This is a genomic window from Streptomyces sp. NPDC006235 (genome assembly GCF_040613735.1).
Taxonomy (GTDB): Bacteria; Actinomycetota; Actinomycetes; order Streptomycetales; family Streptomycetaceae; genus Streptomyces.
The window spans coordinates 173493-189331 of sequence record NZ_JBEXSR010000014.1; the positions used below are offsets into that span (position 1 = coordinate 173493).

The 15839-nt window shown below is 71.0% G+C and carries 12 protein-coding genes and 1 tRNA gene; 11 read left to right on the top strand and 2 right to left on the bottom strand.

Going from position 1 to position 15839, the window contains the following annotated elements:
- Positions 1–204 precede the first annotated feature (204 nt).
- From ABZ192_RS19155 to ABZ192_RS19175, 5 genes are all read left to right on the top strand, one after another.
- Positions 205–1494 carry an extracellular solute-binding protein gene (locus ABZ192_RS19155; protein WP_356925631.1) on the top strand — a complete coding sequence of 430 codons (1290 nt, stop codon included), beginning with the start codon at positions 205–207 and terminating at the stop codon, positions 1492–1494.
- Complete coding sequence (locus ABZ192_RS19160; protein WP_356925632.1) at positions 1494–2495, top strand: sugar ABC transporter permease; 1002 nt, start codon at positions 1494–1496, stop codon at positions 2493–2495. The genes ABZ192_RS19155 and ABZ192_RS19160 overlap by 1 nt, the downstream gene beginning before the upstream one ends.
- Positions 2492–3385, top strand: coding sequence for a carbohydrate ABC transporter permease (locus tag ABZ192_RS19165; protein WP_356925633.1), 894 nt, complete (start codon positions 2492–2494; stop codon positions 3383–3385). The genes ABZ192_RS19160 and ABZ192_RS19165 overlap by 4 nt, the downstream gene beginning before the upstream one ends.
- Before the next feature lie 7 nt (positions 3386–3392).
- Positions 3393–3983, top strand: coding sequence for a hypothetical protein (locus ABZ192_RS19170; protein ID WP_356925634.1), 591 nt, complete (start codon positions 3393–3395; stop codon positions 3981–3983).
- A gap of 114 nt (positions 3984–4097) precedes the next feature.
- Positions 4098–6833, top strand: coding sequence for a Tat pathway signal sequence domain protein (locus tag ABZ192_RS19175; protein WP_356925635.1), 2736 nt, complete (start codon positions 4098–4100; stop codon positions 6831–6833).
- 7 nt (positions 6834–6840) lie between these two features.
- Here ABZ192_RS19175 and ABZ192_RS19180 read toward each other — a convergent pair whose 3' ends face one another.
- Complete coding sequence (locus ABZ192_RS19180; protein WP_356925636.1) at positions 6841–9243, bottom strand: hypothetical protein; 2403 nt, start codon at positions 9241–9243, stop codon at positions 6841–6843.
- 98 nt (positions 9244–9341) lie between these two features.
- On the opposite strand from ABZ192_RS19180, the gene ABZ192_RS19185 reads away from it, so the two are divergent.
- Positions 9342–9788 (top strand): SRPBCC family protein, encoded by a 447-nt coding sequence (locus ABZ192_RS19185; protein ID WP_356925637.1) that lies wholly within the window; start codon positions 9342–9344, stop codon positions 9786–9788.
- A 217-nt stretch (positions 9789–10005) separates the two neighbouring features.
- A tRNA-Val gene (locus tag ABZ192_RS19190) sits at positions 10006–10077 on the top strand.
- A 70-nt stretch (positions 10078–10147) separates the two neighbouring features.
- Here ABZ192_RS19190 and ABZ192_RS19195 read toward each other — a convergent pair.
- The gene (locus ABZ192_RS19195) at positions 10148–10876 is read right to left on the bottom strand and encodes a 3'-5' exonuclease (protein WP_356925638.1); all 729 of its coding nucleotides are present in this window, start codon (positions 10874–10876) and stop codon (positions 10148–10150) included.
- A 169-nt stretch (positions 10877–11045) separates the two neighbouring features.
- On the opposite strand from ABZ192_RS19195, the gene ABZ192_RS19200 reads away from it, so the two are divergent.
- The 4 genes from ABZ192_RS19200 to ABZ192_RS19215 all read left to right on the top strand — a co-directional run bounded on the left by ABZ192_RS19200 (position 11046) and on the right by ABZ192_RS19215 (position 15564).
- On the top strand, positions 11046–11612 hold the full coding sequence (locus tag ABZ192_RS19200; protein ID WP_356925639.1) for a DUF4365 domain-containing protein: 567 nt from the start codon (positions 11046–11048) through the stop codon (positions 11610–11612).
- Positions 11609–12844: a hypothetical protein gene (locus tag ABZ192_RS19205; protein ID WP_356925640.1), complete on the top strand. Its 1236-nt coding sequence runs from the start codon at positions 11609–11611 to the stop codon at positions 12842–12844. Before ABZ192_RS19200 ends, ABZ192_RS19205 begins: the two co-directional genes overlap by 4 nt.
- Before the next feature lie 93 nt (positions 12845–12937).
- Positions 12938–14914 (top strand): threonine--tRNA ligase, encoded by a 1977-nt coding sequence (gene thrS / locus ABZ192_RS19210; protein ID WP_356925641.1) that lies wholly within the window; start codon positions 12938–12940, stop codon positions 14912–14914.
- A gap of 89 nt (positions 14915–15003) precedes the next feature.
- Positions 15004–15564: an HIT domain-containing protein gene (locus ABZ192_RS19215; RefSeq protein WP_059420401.1), complete on the top strand. Its 561-nt coding sequence runs from the start codon at positions 15004–15006 to the stop codon at positions 15562–15564.
- Positions 15565–15839: the final 275 nt, after the last annotated feature.

Below are 15839 nucleotides of genomic sequence, written 5' to 3' on the forward strand. Positions count from 1 at the left end.
CCGCCGACCGCACCGGCCCCACCAGTGACGTCACCCCGGCGGACCGGGCGCAGCACCGCCCCGCCCCGCCTCGCCACCGGGCCGCTCGGTAAGAAAATCTTGTCCGAATCATTGACGCACCCTCAGCCCCTCCGTAACTTGTGCCAGCAAGCGCTTACTTGAAACGATTCATGCGAGCGGGACGATGTGCGGGGAGGGCCAACCGTGGTGAACGGCAGGAATGTTGAGAGACGTACGATTCTGAAGGCGGCCGGAGCCACGGCGGCCACGCTGGGGCTGGCCGCGACCACCGGCTGCGGTGGCGACGGAGGGACCTCCGCGGACGGGACGGTGACGATCCGTTATGCGTGGTGGGGTGCGGAGGACCGCGCCGAGCGCATCAACAAGACCATCGCGCTCTTCGAGAAGAAGTACCCGAAGATCAAGGTGAAAACGGACTTCCAGCCTTATCTCGACTTCTGGAAGAAGTTCAACACCCAGGCCTCCGGCGGAAATCCGCCGGACGTCTTCCAGAATGCCATCGGCTTCCTGCGCAAATACGACGCGAAGAACGTGCTGCTCGATCTCAGCGAGCAGGTCAAGGCCGGCAACCTCCGGATGGAGGGATTCCGCGCCGGGCTGGAGAAGTTCGGCGAGATCGACGGCAAGCTCCTCGGAGTTCCGGTCGGTTCCAACTCGATGGCCCTGGTCATCGACAAGCCCGTCTTCACACGGGCCGGTGTGAAGCCGGAGCAGGGCTGGACCTGGGACGACTTCGACGCGGCGATGAAGAAGATTCGCGACAAGACGGGTCGCGCCGGCGACAGCGGCATGTACGGCGTCATGTACCTCTACGACCCCTACCTGCGCCAGCAGGGCAAGGCGTTCTTCACCGAGGACGGACTCGGCTTCACCGAGGCCGATCTGACGGAGTGGTGGACGAAGGCCAAGAAGGGCGTCGAGGAGGGCGTCTACTCCGACCCCAAGAAGGTCGCGCAGATCAAGCCCAAGTCGGCCGTCGCGGCGGAGATCGCCGGCAGCGAGTTCACCTGGGACAACTTCACCGTCCGCTACACCTCCGAGGGCAAGAGCGAGTACGGCCTGGCGCCCATCCCGACGACGGACGGCAAGAAGACCGGCCAGTACCTCGGCTCCCTCATGCTGAGCGCCTCCAAGCGCACCCAGCACCCCAAGGAGGTCGCCCAGTTCATCGACTTCATGGTGCACGACCCCGAGGTCGCCAAGATCATGGGCTACGACCGCGGCGTGCCCGCGACGCAGGCCCAGTTCGACGCGTACAAGCCGACCGACCCGGTCAACAAGGCCATCGCCGAGTACGAGCAGTCCCTCGTCGAGGCGGGCGTCCTGGAGCCCATCACCCCGCACCCCGAGGGCGCCGACATCTGCGAGGCCGCGTTCCTGCGCATCTCCGAGGAGATGGCCCTGGGCAAGCGGTCGGTGGACGACGCCGTCAAGCAGTTCTTCACCGAGTCGAAGACGGCTCTCGGCAGCTGATGGGAACCACCGTGACACACGCCCCTGCGATGGAGGGCCTGTCCCAGGACTCCGAGCCGCGGCACGGTCCGGTGAAGCCCGTGCGCCCCGCCGCCCTCAAGCGGCGGCGGCGCCGGGAGAACCTGGCCGGCTATCTCTTCATGTCTCCCTGGATCGCCGGGTTCCTGCTGCTCACCGCGGGCCCGATGGTCGCCTCGCTCTACTTCGCGTTCACCGACTACAACCTGTTCGACGCCCCCAAGTGGATCGGCCTCGACAACTTCTCCGAGATGTTCGGCGACCCCCGCTGGCGCCACTCGGTGCAGGTGACGCTCTGGTACGTCGTCGTCGGAACGCCGCTCAAGCTGCTCGCGGCCCTCGGTGTGGCCCTGCTCCTCGCGCAGAAGCGGCGCGGACAGGCCTTCTACCGGGCCGCCTTCTACGCGCCGTCGCTGATCGGCGCGAGCGTCTCCGTCGCGATCGTCTGGAAGGCGATCTTCTCGGACGACGCGATCGTGGACCGTGTGCAGAAGACCTTCGGGATCGACGTCGGCGGCTGGACCGGCGACCCGGACATGATCATCTACAGCCTGGTGGCGCTCACCGTCTGGCAGTTCGGTGCCCCCATGGTCATCTTCCTGGCCGGCCTCAAGCAGGTCCCGCGCGAGCTGTACGAGGCGGCCGAGGTCGACGGGGCCGGCAAGCTGCGGCGGTTCTGGAACATCACGCTGCCGATGATCTCCCCGGTGCTCTTCTTCAACGTCCTGCTGGAGACGATCCACTCCTTCCAGATCTTCAGCTCGGCGTACATCGTCGGCGGCGGCGCCGGAGGCAACGCCTGCGGTCCCGCGGACGGCTCGATGGTCTACACCTGCTACCTCTACGTCCAGGGCTTCGAGAACAGCCGGATGGGTCTGGCCTCCGCCATGGCCTGGATGCTGCTGGTCGCGGTCGCCCTGGTGACGGCGGTGCTGTTCTGGTCCCAGAAGCGCTGGGTGCACTACGAGGAGGGCGCCCGATGAGCGCGCAGGCCACCGACATCACTCCGGCCCCCTCGACGCGGGCGGGCGGACTGCGGCACAAACTGCCCGGATCCCTCGCCTGGCACCTCGGCTCCCTGCTGGTCCTGGCGGTGATCCTCTACCCGGTGATCTGGGTCATCGGCGGCTCCTTCAAGAAGAGCGAGGACATCGTCGGCAGCCTGGACCTCTTCCCGGGCGACCCGATCATCTCCAACTACACCAGCCTCGCCGACGGCATCGCCGACATCTCGATCTCCACCTTCTTCTACAACTCGCTCTTCCTGGGCGTCGGTTCGGTGATCGGGATCCTGGCGTCCTGCTCGCTGACGGCCTACGCCTTCGCGAGGATCAGGTTCGCGGGCCGGAACCTGCTGTTCACGCTGATGATCGGCACCCTTCTGTTGCCGTACCACGTGCTGCTGATCCCGCAGTACGTGCTGTTCCGCAACATGGAGATGATCAACACCTACACGCCGCTCCTGCTCGGCAAGTACCTGGCCACGGAGGCGTTCTTCGTCTTCCTGATGGTGCAGTTCATGCGCAACATGCCCAAGGAGCTCGACGAGGCGGCCCGGCTGGACGGCTGCGGGCACTTCCGCATCTACTGGTCGATCATGCTGCCGCTGTGCCGGCCGGCCCTGATCACCAGCGCGATCTTCACGTTCATCAACTCCTGGAACGACTTCATGGGTCCGCTGATCTACCTCAACGAGCCCGACAAGTACACGGTCTCGCTCGGCCTGAAGATGTTCGTGGACCAGGACGCCGTGGCCAACTACGGCGGCATGATCGCCATGTCGCTGGTCGCGCTGCTGCCGGTGCTCGCCTTCTTCCTGGCCTTCCAGCGCTATCTGATCGACGGCATGGCCACGTCCGGTCTGAAGGGCTGAGGTGAGCATGGCCGGGACCGGGGTGAAAGCACGGGGCGAGTCGCTGCTCGCCGAGCGGTTCGCGGTGTTCGCCGAGTGCCTGCTGACCGGTGTGTGGATCGCGGTGGCCTCGCTCGGGGTCGTCACGTATCCCGCCGCCTTCGCCGCGGGTGCGCGGCACCTGCGGCGCCGTACCGCCCATGAGGGCGGTGGCAGGCGGGAGTTCGTCGCCGACTTCCGCACGGCCCTGCGCGGCGGGTGGCTCGCGGGGCTCGCCGGGTGGGCGGCCCTGGCCGCGGTCTGGGTGGACGTCCAGGCGGTCCGCGCGGGCATTCCCGGCGGGCCGCTGGTCGGGGCCGTCGGCGTGTGCGCGCTGATCGGCCTGGTCGTGGCCGGGCTGCGGGCGGCGGCGGTCTGGGAGCCGGGGGCCCGCTGGCGGACGCTGCTGGCGGCGGCCTGGCGCCGGACGGTGCTCGACCCGGCCGGGTCCTTCCTGATCATCGGCGGACTGGCCGTGGTGGTCGTGTCCGCCTGGTTCGCCGCGCCGTTGGCGGTCCCCGTCCTCGGGGCCGTCGCGGCGGCGGCCGTGGCCGTGGAGGAGCGGTACCGGCGCCGCTGAGCGGCGGTTCCTCCCCTGCCGGGCCGGCGCCCAGGGCGCCGCGCCTCTCTCTGTCATGCCCCTGACCAGCGCACGGATTCGCTTCCCGCACGGACGAGGAAAGGCAGCAACGCCATGTCTCCCATCCCCCGCAGGTCCCTTCTGAAGGCGGCCGCCGTCGCCGGAGCCGCCGCCCAGTTCAGCTGGGCACTGGGGACGCAGAACGCGCAGGCCGTCCCCGGAGCCGAGCCCGCCGACGCCGACCCGGTGACCCTCGACTGGCTGGAGGACGGCGGCCTCGGCGCGGCCCCCGGCTCCACCGTCGGCGTCCCCTGGCCGAAGGGCGCCTACCAGAAGGACCAGACCTTCGCGCTGACGGACGCGGACGGCAAGGCCGTGGCCGTGCAGTCCTGGCCGATCGCCTACTGGCCCGACGGCTCCCTCAAGTGGACCGCCCACGCGGTCGGTTCGGGCGACGGCAAGCTCACCCTCACCGCCGGGACGCCCGCCGCACCGGAGAAGAAGGTCACGGTCGACAAGAGCGGCGGCACCATCGACGTCTCCACCGGCGTCATCACCGCCAGGATCGGCAAGTCCGGCTCCACGATCGTCAAGTCGGTCAGGCGGGGCTCGACGGAGATCGCGAAGAACGGCCGGCTCGTGCTGATCCGCCAGCCCGAGATCGAGGACGAGGACCAGGGCGCGGTCAGGACCGAGCGCTTCGACGGCGCCGTCGACAAGGTCACCGTCGAGCAGGAGGGCCCGGTCCGCGCGGTCGTCCGTATCGACGGCAAGCACCGCAAGGGCAGCCGCGGCTGGCTGCCCTTCTCCATCCGGCTCTACTTCTACGCGGGCGCCGACTCCTTCCGCATGGTGCACACCATCACCTATGACGGGAAGCAGGAGCCCGGCAAGGCGAGCGGAGACTTCATCCGCGGCCTCGGCGTCCGCTTCAGCGTGCCGATGCGCGACGAGTCCTACGACCGGCACATCCGCATCGGCGGCGAGGGCACCGGCCTGCTGCGCGAGGCCGTCAAGGGCATCACCGGCCTGCGCCGCGACCCCGGCGCGGCCGTGCAGGCGGCGCAGTACGAGGGCAAGAAGCTGCCCGACCCGGCCACCTGGGACCAGCGGGTCACCACCCGGCTGCAGTACATCCCCGAGTGGGGCGACTACACCCTCTCCCAGCTGTCCGCCGACGGCTTCACCGTGCGCAAGCGCACCAAGAAGGGCCACGGCTGGGTCGCGGCGGGCGGCGGCCGGCGCGCCTCCGGCTTCGGGTACGTCGGCGGGGTGAGCGGCGGATTCTCCTTCGGCCTTCGCGACTTCTGGGAGAAGTTCCCCGCCCAGCTCGACATCCGGGACGCCCACACCGACGAGGCCGAGGTCACCCTCTGGCTGTGGTCCCCCGAGGCCCAGCCCATGGACATGCGCTTCTACCACGACGGCATGGGCCAGGACACCTTCCCCGAGCAGCTCGAGGGCCTCAACATCACCTACGAGGACTACGAGCCCGAGTTCGGCACCCCGTACGGCATCGCCCGCACCTCCGAACTGCTCTTCTGGGCCAACGACTCCACCCCGAGCGCCGAGCAACTCGCCGAGCAGGTCGAGGCCGTCCGCGTGCTCCCGCAACTCGCCGCCCCGCCCAGGCAGCTCATCAAGGCGGGCGTCTTCGGCAAGGGCCTGTACGCCGAACCCGACCGCTCCACCCCCGCCAAGGCCAAGATCGAGGACCACCTCGACTTCCTCTTCACCTACTACAAGGACCAGGTGGAGATGCGCCGGTGGTACGGCTTCTGGGACTACGGCGACATCATGCACACCTACGACACCGTCCGGCACCAGTGGCGCTATGACGTCGGCGGCTACGCCTGGGACAACTCCGAGCTGTCGCCGGACCTGTGGCTCTGGTACGCGTACCTGAGAAGCGGCCGCTCGGACATCTTCCGCTTCGCGGAGGCCATGACCCGGCACACCGGCGAGGTCGACGTCTACCACCTGGGCAAGTGGGCCGGCCTCGGCACCCGGCACGGCGTGCAGCACTTCGCCGACAGCGCCAAGCAGCAGCGCATCGCCAACACCACGTACCGGCGCTACTACTACTTCCTCACGGCGGACGAACGCGTCGGCGACCTCATGCACGCCAACGTCGACTCCGACGAGACGTTCCTCGCCCTCGACCCGCTCCGCAAGATCCGCACCGAGCCGTACACGCCCGACCGGCACGCCCTGTCGATCGGCTTCGGCACCGACTGGAGCGGCCTGGTCTCGGCGTGGCTGACGGAGTGGGAGCGCAAGGGCCCCAAGTGGGAGAAGGCCAAGGCGCGCGTGCTGTCCACCATGGAGACGATCGCCGCCCAGCCCAACGGTTTCGTCCAGGGCAGCGGCCTGTACGACCTGGACACCGGCAGGTTCGCCGTCGCCGACAAGCCCAAGGTGGAGGTCTCGCACCTGTCGGCCGTCTTCGGCCTCAACGAGCTGTGCGCCGAGCTGATCGACCTCGTCGACGTGCCGAAGTTCAAGGAGGCGTACCTCGACTACTGCCGCTACTTCAATGCCACCAAGGCGGAGCAGGCGGCCCGCTACGGCAGCAACTTCGGGTCCCTGATCCTCTTCCAGGGGCACTCGCGCCTCGACGCCTACGCCGCCGTCCAGTCCGGCGACGAGAAGCTCGCCAAGCGCGCGTGGGACAAGTTCTACAACTCCGACGGCTACAAGGAGTCGGCCCCCTGGAAGACCGAGAAGCTCAGCGGCCCGCTCACGCTGGTGCCGGGCAGCGAGGCGCCCTGGGTGTCCACGAACGACACCTCGCTGTACGGCCTCGCCGCGATCGAGAACCTGGCGCTGCTGGGGGACAAGATGCCGTAACCGGCGGTCAGTTCATCCTCCCCAGCACGTCCCGCACCCGCCGGACGTCCCGGATCCGCTGCTCGTACGTCGCCCCGAGTGCGAGCAGCAGGAGTCCGGCGAGGGCGGGAGGCGCCCAGCGGGGGAGTGCGCCGGTCACCTGCACGACGTACGGGGCGAGTTCGTGCAGCGTGACCAGGGCGAGCACCGAACCGCCCAGCACCAGCGGAGCCTGGAGGTGGTGCCGGGCACCCAGCAGGGTGACCAGCAGGGCCGCCGCGCCCAGCAGCAACGGCCGCGTCCACTGCGGATCTCCCCAGGCCGCGACGAGACTCGGCAGGAGCGTGGCGGCGAGTCCGGGGCCGTAGGCCGTCCAGGAGGAGACCTGCGGGTCGCGGCGCCTGCGCAGGGCGCCGACGAGCAGCGCCGGAACGGTCACCGGGAGCGTGTACGCCTCGGGTGTGCCGACCTCCCACGCGGCCAGGCGCACCCAGGCGGCCAGCACGAACAGGGCCGCGGCCGCGTAGCCGGCGGGACGGCGGTCCGGACGCAGCGCCGTTCCCGCGGCGATGACGCCGCACGACGCCAGCACCAGGGCGAGCAGCGGCGGATCGGTGACCGCGAGGCCCACGGCCAGCAGCCCGGCGGCGGCTCCCACCGCCTCGACCGGCACCGTCGCCCGCCATGCGGCCAGACGCGGCGCGAGCAGGGCGGCGGCCACGGGAACGGCCAGGACCAGCAGGGCGGTCCGGGCCGGCGGCCAGTCCACGGCGGCACCCGTCGCCGAGGCGAGGGCGGCCGCGTACACCAGGGCGGCCGGAGCCGTGAAGGGGGCGACGTCCGACCGCCACGAGGCCGCGGCGAGCAGCGCCGTCAGCAGGGACAGCACCACGAGTGTCGCGGTCTGGGAGGCGAGGGAGAGCAGGGTGAGGTCGACGGCCGTGACCAGGGCCAGGACGAGGGCGGTGACCCGCGCGCCGGACGCCGTGGTCCGGCCCAGGTACAGCGCGGCCGCCGTCATGATCCCCAGGACCGGCAGTCCCGCGAGGTAGGGAACCGCGAGGATCGCCGGAAGCAGCAGCGTCGCGGTCCACAGCAGACCCAGCGCACCGAGCCGGGCACGCGGGCGCCACCGCTCCGCACGGACCACCGAGGCGAGTACGGCCGCGACCGCCAGCAGGACGACGGGAGCCGCCACCGCGTCCGACGGCCAGGGCGCCTCGACGGCGACGGCCGCACGGGAGTCCGACGGCGCACCGCTCCACACCCGGCCCAGCCAGCCGGCCGGCCCCATCACCACCAGCGCGACGACGGGCAGCGCCCACAGCAGAGCCAGCGCCTGGACGACGGCGGAGGCCCAGGCGAGACCGTGCCGCACCGCGTCCGGCAGCAGCCGCCCGGCCCGCAACCCCGCCAACAGGGCGACGCCCAAGGCCAGATGGACCAGCACCACCCACTGCGCCGGCACCGCGAAGCGAGCCACTCCGCCGAGCGCCCCCACGGTGAGCAGCCCCGAGGCCGCCGCGAGACCGAGGGCGTGCCGAACGCCCGAACCCGAGATCCGCCAGGCCGCACCAAGCGCGATCGCCGCCGCGAACAGGAGCAGCCCCCCGGCCCGGGCGGCAGCGCCGGGGCCGCCGGCCGTCACGGACAGCCAGCCGGCCGCCAGAACACCGCAGCCGCCCGTGCCGTACGCACCGACGACCGCGCAGATCCGTAGGGAAACGGCCGTCACCCGCAGCGCCGCCACCGTGTCGAGCCCGGCCGTCACCAGCAGCGCGGCGCTGATCGCGTACGGGTCGGCGCCGGCGGACAGGGCCCACAGCAGCGGCGGGAACTGGGCCGCCGCCAGGGCGCAGGGCAGGGGCAGCCGCAGCGCGGCCGTGGCCGGCAGCAGACCGTACGCCGACCAGACCCCCGCCAGCACCGCCGTCGCGGCGGCCGCGTACCCCGTCCCGTCGGTCCCGGCGAGAGCGGCCTCGTGCAGGGCGTAGGCGTCCAGCACGGTCAGCGCCAGCCCGAGACCCGCCACGGACTCGGCCGTCGACCGCAGCCCCCGCTTCAGCAGGAGCGCCGGCCCGGCGAGCGCGGCCAGCGTGACCGCGCCGAGCACCAGCGCCCGACCGCTGATCCCCATCTGCCCCCAGCTGACCAGCGTGAACACCGCCGCCGCGAGCGTGAGCAGCACACCGCCGAGCACCAGCAGCACGTTCTGCACGCTGGGCGCGGCGGTCTCCGGGCGGGACCATGCGACGGGCGGCGGCTGCGTACGAGCCTGAGCCCAGGCCTGCTGCGGTTGTTGCTGTGCCTGTTGCAGGGTCGCGACCAGCCAGGCGCGTCGGGACAGCAACTGGGCCCGGCGGGCGTCCAGTTGCCGGAGTTCGGCGTCGAGGACCCGCAGTTCCTCGGCCGGGGGCGGAAGGTGGTTCATGACCGGCAGTGTGGTCCGCGTCACCCCTCTACGGCATGAGTGCGGGTACTCAGGCGCGTACTCAGACAACCCGCACCGCACGTGGGCAGACTGCGGTCATGGACTGGAACCACTACCGCTTCCGCACGCTGTGGACCCTGCCCGCACCGCCCGCTCCCGTGTACGAGGCACTGGAGCGTGCCGAGGACTACCCCCGGTGGTGGCGGCAGGTCAAGGAGGTGACCCGGCTCGACGACACCACGGGGGTGGTCCGGATCCGCTCCGTCCTGCCGTACGACATGACCTTCACGGCGCGGGAGGCGCGGCGCGACCCCGCGGCCGGCGTGCTGGAGATCGCCCTGTCCGGCGACATGGAGGGCTGGGCGCGCTGGACGGTCACCCCGGACGGGGCGGGGACTCGCGCGCGGTACGACCAGGTCGTCGACGTCCGCAAGCCGCTGCTGCGGCGGCTCGCCGTGCCGTGCCGGCCCGCCTTCCGGGCCAATCACCGCCTGATGATGCGCACCGGAGCGCGCGGACTGGCCAGGCACCTAGGGCCTGTCTGACAAATTCCCGCCTGCTCCGCGGCGTCTGGCACGCACGCTCGCCGCGTTGCCGAATCGCCCACGTGGCTCCGCCACGAGGGCGCTCCGGCGCCTTGCGATCGCACGCACCAGACGCCGCGGAGCCCGCCCTTCGGGCGGACGACGGGAATTTGTCAGACAGGCCCTAGAAGCGGTTTGAAGGAAGCGTGCCGGGACCTGTATTGTTCAGTGCGTTCCCGGGCGATTAGCTCAGTGGGAGAGCGCTTCGTTCACACCGAAGAGGTCACTGGTTCGAACCCAGTATCGCCCACCGGAAACAGCCGGTCCGTCACAGACGGACCGGTTTTTTCATGCCCCGCGCAGGTGTCCTGCCCAGGTGCTCAGGCCGCCGCCGGCAGGTCCGGACGCAGCGGCCAGGCCGGGTCGACCGACTCCTCCACACCGCTGCGCGCGAACCACGCCTGGAGCCCCCGGGCCTGCGCCGCGTGCCACACCGCCTGAAGCGTGTGCAGCTCACCGGGGGCCAGGCGCTCCAGCCGCGACGCGAAACGCCGGCCCACCGCCCGGGTGACCTCCAGCGCCGCCACGGCGTCGGCCGCCGCGTCGTGCGCGCCCTCCAGGGCGACGCCGTAGTGCTCGCACAGATCGGTCAGGGTGCGGCGGCCCTTGCGGTAGCGGTCCAGGTGCTTGTCCAGGACCCTCGGGTCGAGCACGCACAGCGGCGCCGACTCGAACCAGCGGCTCAGGGCCGAGGCGCGGTGACGGCGCAACTCCCGGTCGAACAGGGTCAGATCGAACGGCGCGTTCATCACCACGACCGGGCGGCCGACCTGCGCCTGCTCGGCGAGCGCCTCCGCTATCTCGAACATCACCGGCGCCGGCCACCGGCCGTTGCGCTGCAGGTGTTCCTCCGTCAGCCCGTGCACCGCCGTCGCCTCGGCGGGCACCGGCACGCCCGGGTTCACCAGCCAGCGGCTGACCCGCGGGCGGACGCCCGGGGCGTCCTGGACGACGACGGCGGCCGACACGATGCGGTCGGTCTCGACGTCCACGCCCGTCGTCTCCGTGTCGAAGGCGGCCAGCGGCCCTTCATACCAGCACGTCGTCATCGCCACACAACCCCTCGTTCACCCTCGGCAGTTGACGTACCGTCCGCTGCCCGATCCGGTGATACCCGTCCTGTTTGCGCCGTACGCCGGAAGGAGACAACAGGAGTAAGGGTCCGCGCAGTTCAGCGGCCCGCAGCGGGGACTCACTTGTTCTGGAAGGCTGTTGGCCATGGCCATAGCGCAGCCCGAACGGGGCGGGCTGCTGCCCGAGCGCACGGCTCCCTCTCGCGGCACTCTCGCCACCACCGCCTGCATGGAGACACTCCAGGTCGGCTATCTGCACGCCGTCGCGGCGGCCGCCGGCTGCTCGCTCTCCCAGCCGTTCCCCGACAACGGCATCGACTGGCACGTCAGCCACAGCGCCCCCGGGCACACCGTCGACGACGAGGTGACCATCAAGGTGCAGCTCAAGGCCACCTACCAGGTGCCGCCCGACCCGCCGGGCCGCACCTTCGCGTTCACACTCGACAACGAGCACCTGGCGAAGCTCGCCCGCACTCCCGTGTCGGTGCACAAGATCCTGGTGGTGATGCTGGTGCCGCGCTCCCAGGACGACTGGCTGCGCGCCGGCCACGACCGGCTCGACCTCAGGCACTGCTGCTACTGGACCAACCTCGCCGGCCAGCCGATCACCGGCCGCCGCCGCACCACCGTGCGGATACCGACTTCACGCATCTTCGACGACCGGGCGCTGTGCGAGATCATGACGCGGGTCGGGACGGGAGGGAAACCGTGACGCACCGCCCGACCGAGGAGCCACTGAGGCCCGTGCGGCCCCATCCCGTCGACAGCACCTTCAGCGGCGCCCCGCCCGAGCCCGCCGACGTCGACCCGGCCGTGCTCGGCGCCCTGCTCCACCGGCACGGCTGGCGGCGGCGCGGCGGCGCCCCGGGCCGCTACGGGCGCTGGACCCCGCCCGGCCCCGGCGGCAACGGCACCAGCCTCCTCGTGCCCGAGAGCCGCGCCTTCCCCGACAGCGACGACCTGCTCGGTGAGGCCCTGCTCGCCCTGTCCCGCAGCGGCTCGCCCTCCGCCCGTGAGGTCCTCGTCTCCCTCGCCGTCCCCAGCGACGAGATCCGCTGGTGGCACGACGTCCCCGCCGGGCCCGCCGGCGCGGCGCCCTGGACCGTCGAGGACCGGCTGCGCACCGCCGCCCGCCGGATACTGCTCGCGGCGGCGCTCGCCACCCGCGCACGGGCGGGCTACCACGGCGCCCGGCACCGGCGCTCCGCCGAGGCCTTGCTGGACCACGTCCTCGTCGGCTCCGCGACGCACGGCCGGCTCACCGCCTTCGTGCCCGTCGCGGGCGGCCGCCCCCTCGCCGTACGCCTCCACCAGGCCCTGTACGCCGCCCGTGAGGCCATCGACTACCAGCGCGCCACCGGCGGCATGGACGCCTTCGACGCCGCGGTCCAGGCAGGGGTGAGCCACGAACTCACCGAGGCCGTCATCGCCCTGGTCCGGGGCACGGAGGGCGCCCGGATCGCCGTCGAGTGGGCCCCGGCCGCCGGTGTGCCCGAGGGCTGCGCGCCCTCCGCCGAGCCCGTCGAGTTCTCACCCGGCGACCTGCCGGTGCTGCGCGAGGCGGGCGCCCGCTACCTGCGCGAGGAACCCGCCGTACCGGTGCGGATCACGGGAGCCGTGACACGGATGCGCAGGTCGGGGCCGCGCGGCGAGGGCACCGTACGGCTGCGGGTGCTGGCCGGGGCCGACGTGCCGAACGTCCGCGTCGCCCTCGACGAGGAGGGGTACCGCATCGCCGGGCACGCCCACCTGGTCGGGCTGCCGGTGCGGGTCCAGGGCCGGCTGGAGAGCCGGGGCGGCTTCCGGCGCCTGACCGGCGCCCACGGGGTCGTACCGGTGCAGGTCGACGACGCCGAGCGGGACCGCCTGATGAAGGCGCTGCAGGAGAACGCCGGGATGGCGGCCTTCTTCGAGGAGGCCTGCGGAGGGGACTGCGGGGACTGATTTCGCGGTCGGCGGTCCGGGGTCGGTACGATCCATACTCGTGCGCGCGCTCCGGTATGGCGCCGCGACCCCACCTTCAGTCAGGAGAGACCGGTGTCAGACGTCCGTGTGATCATCCAGCGCGATTCCGAGCGGGAAGAACGCGTGGTGACGACGGGCACTACGGCCGCCGAGCTCTTCGCCGGCGAGCGCTCGATCATCGCCGCGCGCGTGGGCGGCGAGCTCAAGGACCTGTCGTACGCCCTGACCGCGGGCGACGAGGTCGAGGGCGTCGAGATCTCCTCCGAGGACGGCCTCGACATCCTGCGCCACTCCACCGCGCACGTCATGGCGCAGGCCGTGCAGGAGCTCTTCCCCGAGGCCAAGCTCGGCATCGGCCCGCCCGTCAAGGACGGCTTCTACTACGACTTCGACGTCGAGAAGCCGTTCACGCCCGAGGATCTCAAGGCCATCGAGAAGAAGATGCAGGAGATCCAGAAGCGGGGGCAGAAATTCGCCCGCCGCGTGGTCACCGACGAGGCCGCCCGCGAGGAGCTGGCCGGCGAGCCCTACAAACTGGAGCTGATCGGCCTCAAGGGCGCCGCCTCCAGCGACGACGGCGCGGACGTCGAGGTCGGCGCCGGCGAGCTGACGATCTACGACAACCTGGACGCCAAGACCGGCGAGCTGTGCTGGAAGGACCTCTGCCGCGGCCCCCACCTGCCGTCGACCCGCGCGATCCCGGCGTTCAAGCTGATGCGCAACGCGGCCGCCTACTGGCGCGGCAGCGAGAAGAACCCCATGCTCCAGCGCATCTACGGAACCGCCTGGCCCACCAAGGACGAGCTGAAGGCGCATCTGGAGTTCCTCGCCGAGGCCGAGAAGCGCGACCACCGCAAGCTCGGCAGCGAGCTCGACCTGTTCTCCATCCCGGAGCAGATCGGCTCCGGCCTGGCCGTCTTCCACCCCAAGGGCGGCATCATCCGCCGGGTCATGGAGGACTACTCGCGGCGCCGCCACGAGGAGGAGGGGTACGAGTTCGTCTACACCCCGCACGCGACGAAGGGGAAGCTCTTCGAGACCTCGGGCCACCTGGACTGGTACGCCGACGGCATGTACCCGCCCATGCAGCTCGACGAGGGCGTGGACTACTACCTCAAGCCCATGAACTGCCCGATGCACAACCTGATCTTCGACGCGCGCGGGCGCTCCTACCGTGAGCTGCCGCTGCGCCTGTTCGAGTTCGGGACCGTGTACCGGTACGAGAAGTCGGGCGTCGTGCACGGCCTGACCCGGGCCCGTGGCTTCACGCAGGACGACGCGCACATCTACTGCACCCGCGAGCAGATGTCGGAGGAGCTCGACAAGACGCTCACCTTCGTCCTCGGCCTGCTGCGCGACTACGGCCTCACCGACTTCTACCTGGAGCTGTCCACCAAGGACCCGGAGAAGTTCGTCGGCTCGGACGAGGCCTGGGAGGAGGCGACGGAGACCCTCCGCCAGGTCGCCGAGAAACAGGGCCTGCCGCTGGTCCCGGACCCGGGCGGCGCCGCCTTCTACGGCCCGAAGATCTCCGTGCAGACCAAGGACGCCATCGGCCGCACCTGGCAGATGTCGACCATCCAGCTCGACTTCAACCTGCCGGAGCGCTTCGACCTGGAGTACACGGCCGCGGACGGCTCCAAGACCCGCCCGGTCATGATCCACCGCGCGCTGTTCGGCTCGATCGAGCGCTTCTTCGCCGTGCTCCTGGAGCACTACGCGGGCGCCTTCCCGGCGTGGCTGGCCCCGGTCCAGGCGGTCGGCATCCCGATCGGCGACGCGCACGTCGAGTACCTGGAGAAGTTCGCGGCGGCGGCCAGGACGAAGGGCCTGCGCGTCGAGGTGGACTCCTCCTCGGACCGCATGCAGAAGAAGATCCGCAACGCCCAGAAGCAGAAGGTGCCCTTCATGGTCATCGCGGGCGACGAGGACATGTCCCATGGGTCCGTGTCCTTCCGCTACCGCGACGGCTCCCAGGAGAACGGCATCCCGTTCGACGAGGCCATCGCGAAGATCCTCAAGGTCGTCGAGGAGCGGGCGCAGGTCTGACCGCACGGCGCGACCACGCCCTGGCCGAACCGCGTACGGGCCCCCGGGAGATCCCGGGGGCCTTTGCCGTACCCCCAGCTCGACGCCATATGCTGCACTGCATGACGAGTGAGCCGGAGCAGCAGCTGGGAGTGGGGACTCAGGACGCGTTCCAGCGTCTGTGGACGCCCCATCGGATGGCCTACATCCAGGGTGAGAACAAGCCGAGCGGCCCGGGCGCCGGCGACGGCTGCCCCTTCTGCTCCATCCCGGCCAAGTCCGACGAGGACGGGCTGGTCGTCAGGCGCGGCGAGCAGGTCTACGCGGTGCTCAATCTGTACCCCTACAACGGCGGGCACCTGATGACGGTGCCCTACCGGCACGTCGCCGACTACACCGACCTGACGGCGGGGGAGACCGCCGAGCTCGGCGAACTCACCAAGCAGGCGATGACGGCCCTGCGCACGGCCTCCGGCGCCCACGGCTTCAACATCGGCATGAACCAGGGCTCGGTCGCCGGCGCGGGCATCGCGGCACACCTGCACCAGCACATCGTGCCGAGGTGGGGCGGCGACACGAACTTCATGCCGGTGGTGGGACATACGCGGGTGCTGCCGCAGCTGCTGGCGGACACCCGGAAGATGCTGGCGGAGGCCTGGCCGACGGCCTAGCCTGCGGGCAGTCGTGCCTCCCCCAGTGCCTCAAGGGCCTGGGAGGTGCCCCCAGGGGCGGCACGGGTGGGCGCAGGCGGCACCTCGCAGCGCCGAGTTGCGCTCCCACCTCGCCCCAGCCGCAACGCCGCAGATGCGCGTGCCAGACCCCGCGTCTGCGGCGTGATCCAAACGACAGGCCCTAGTAGTGCTTCGTTACGTTGGGTGATATCGCCTGGGTGGGCATCCTCTCGGGTATGAGGTTGGGGGAGGTGGAACGACTCCGGGGCGAGTTG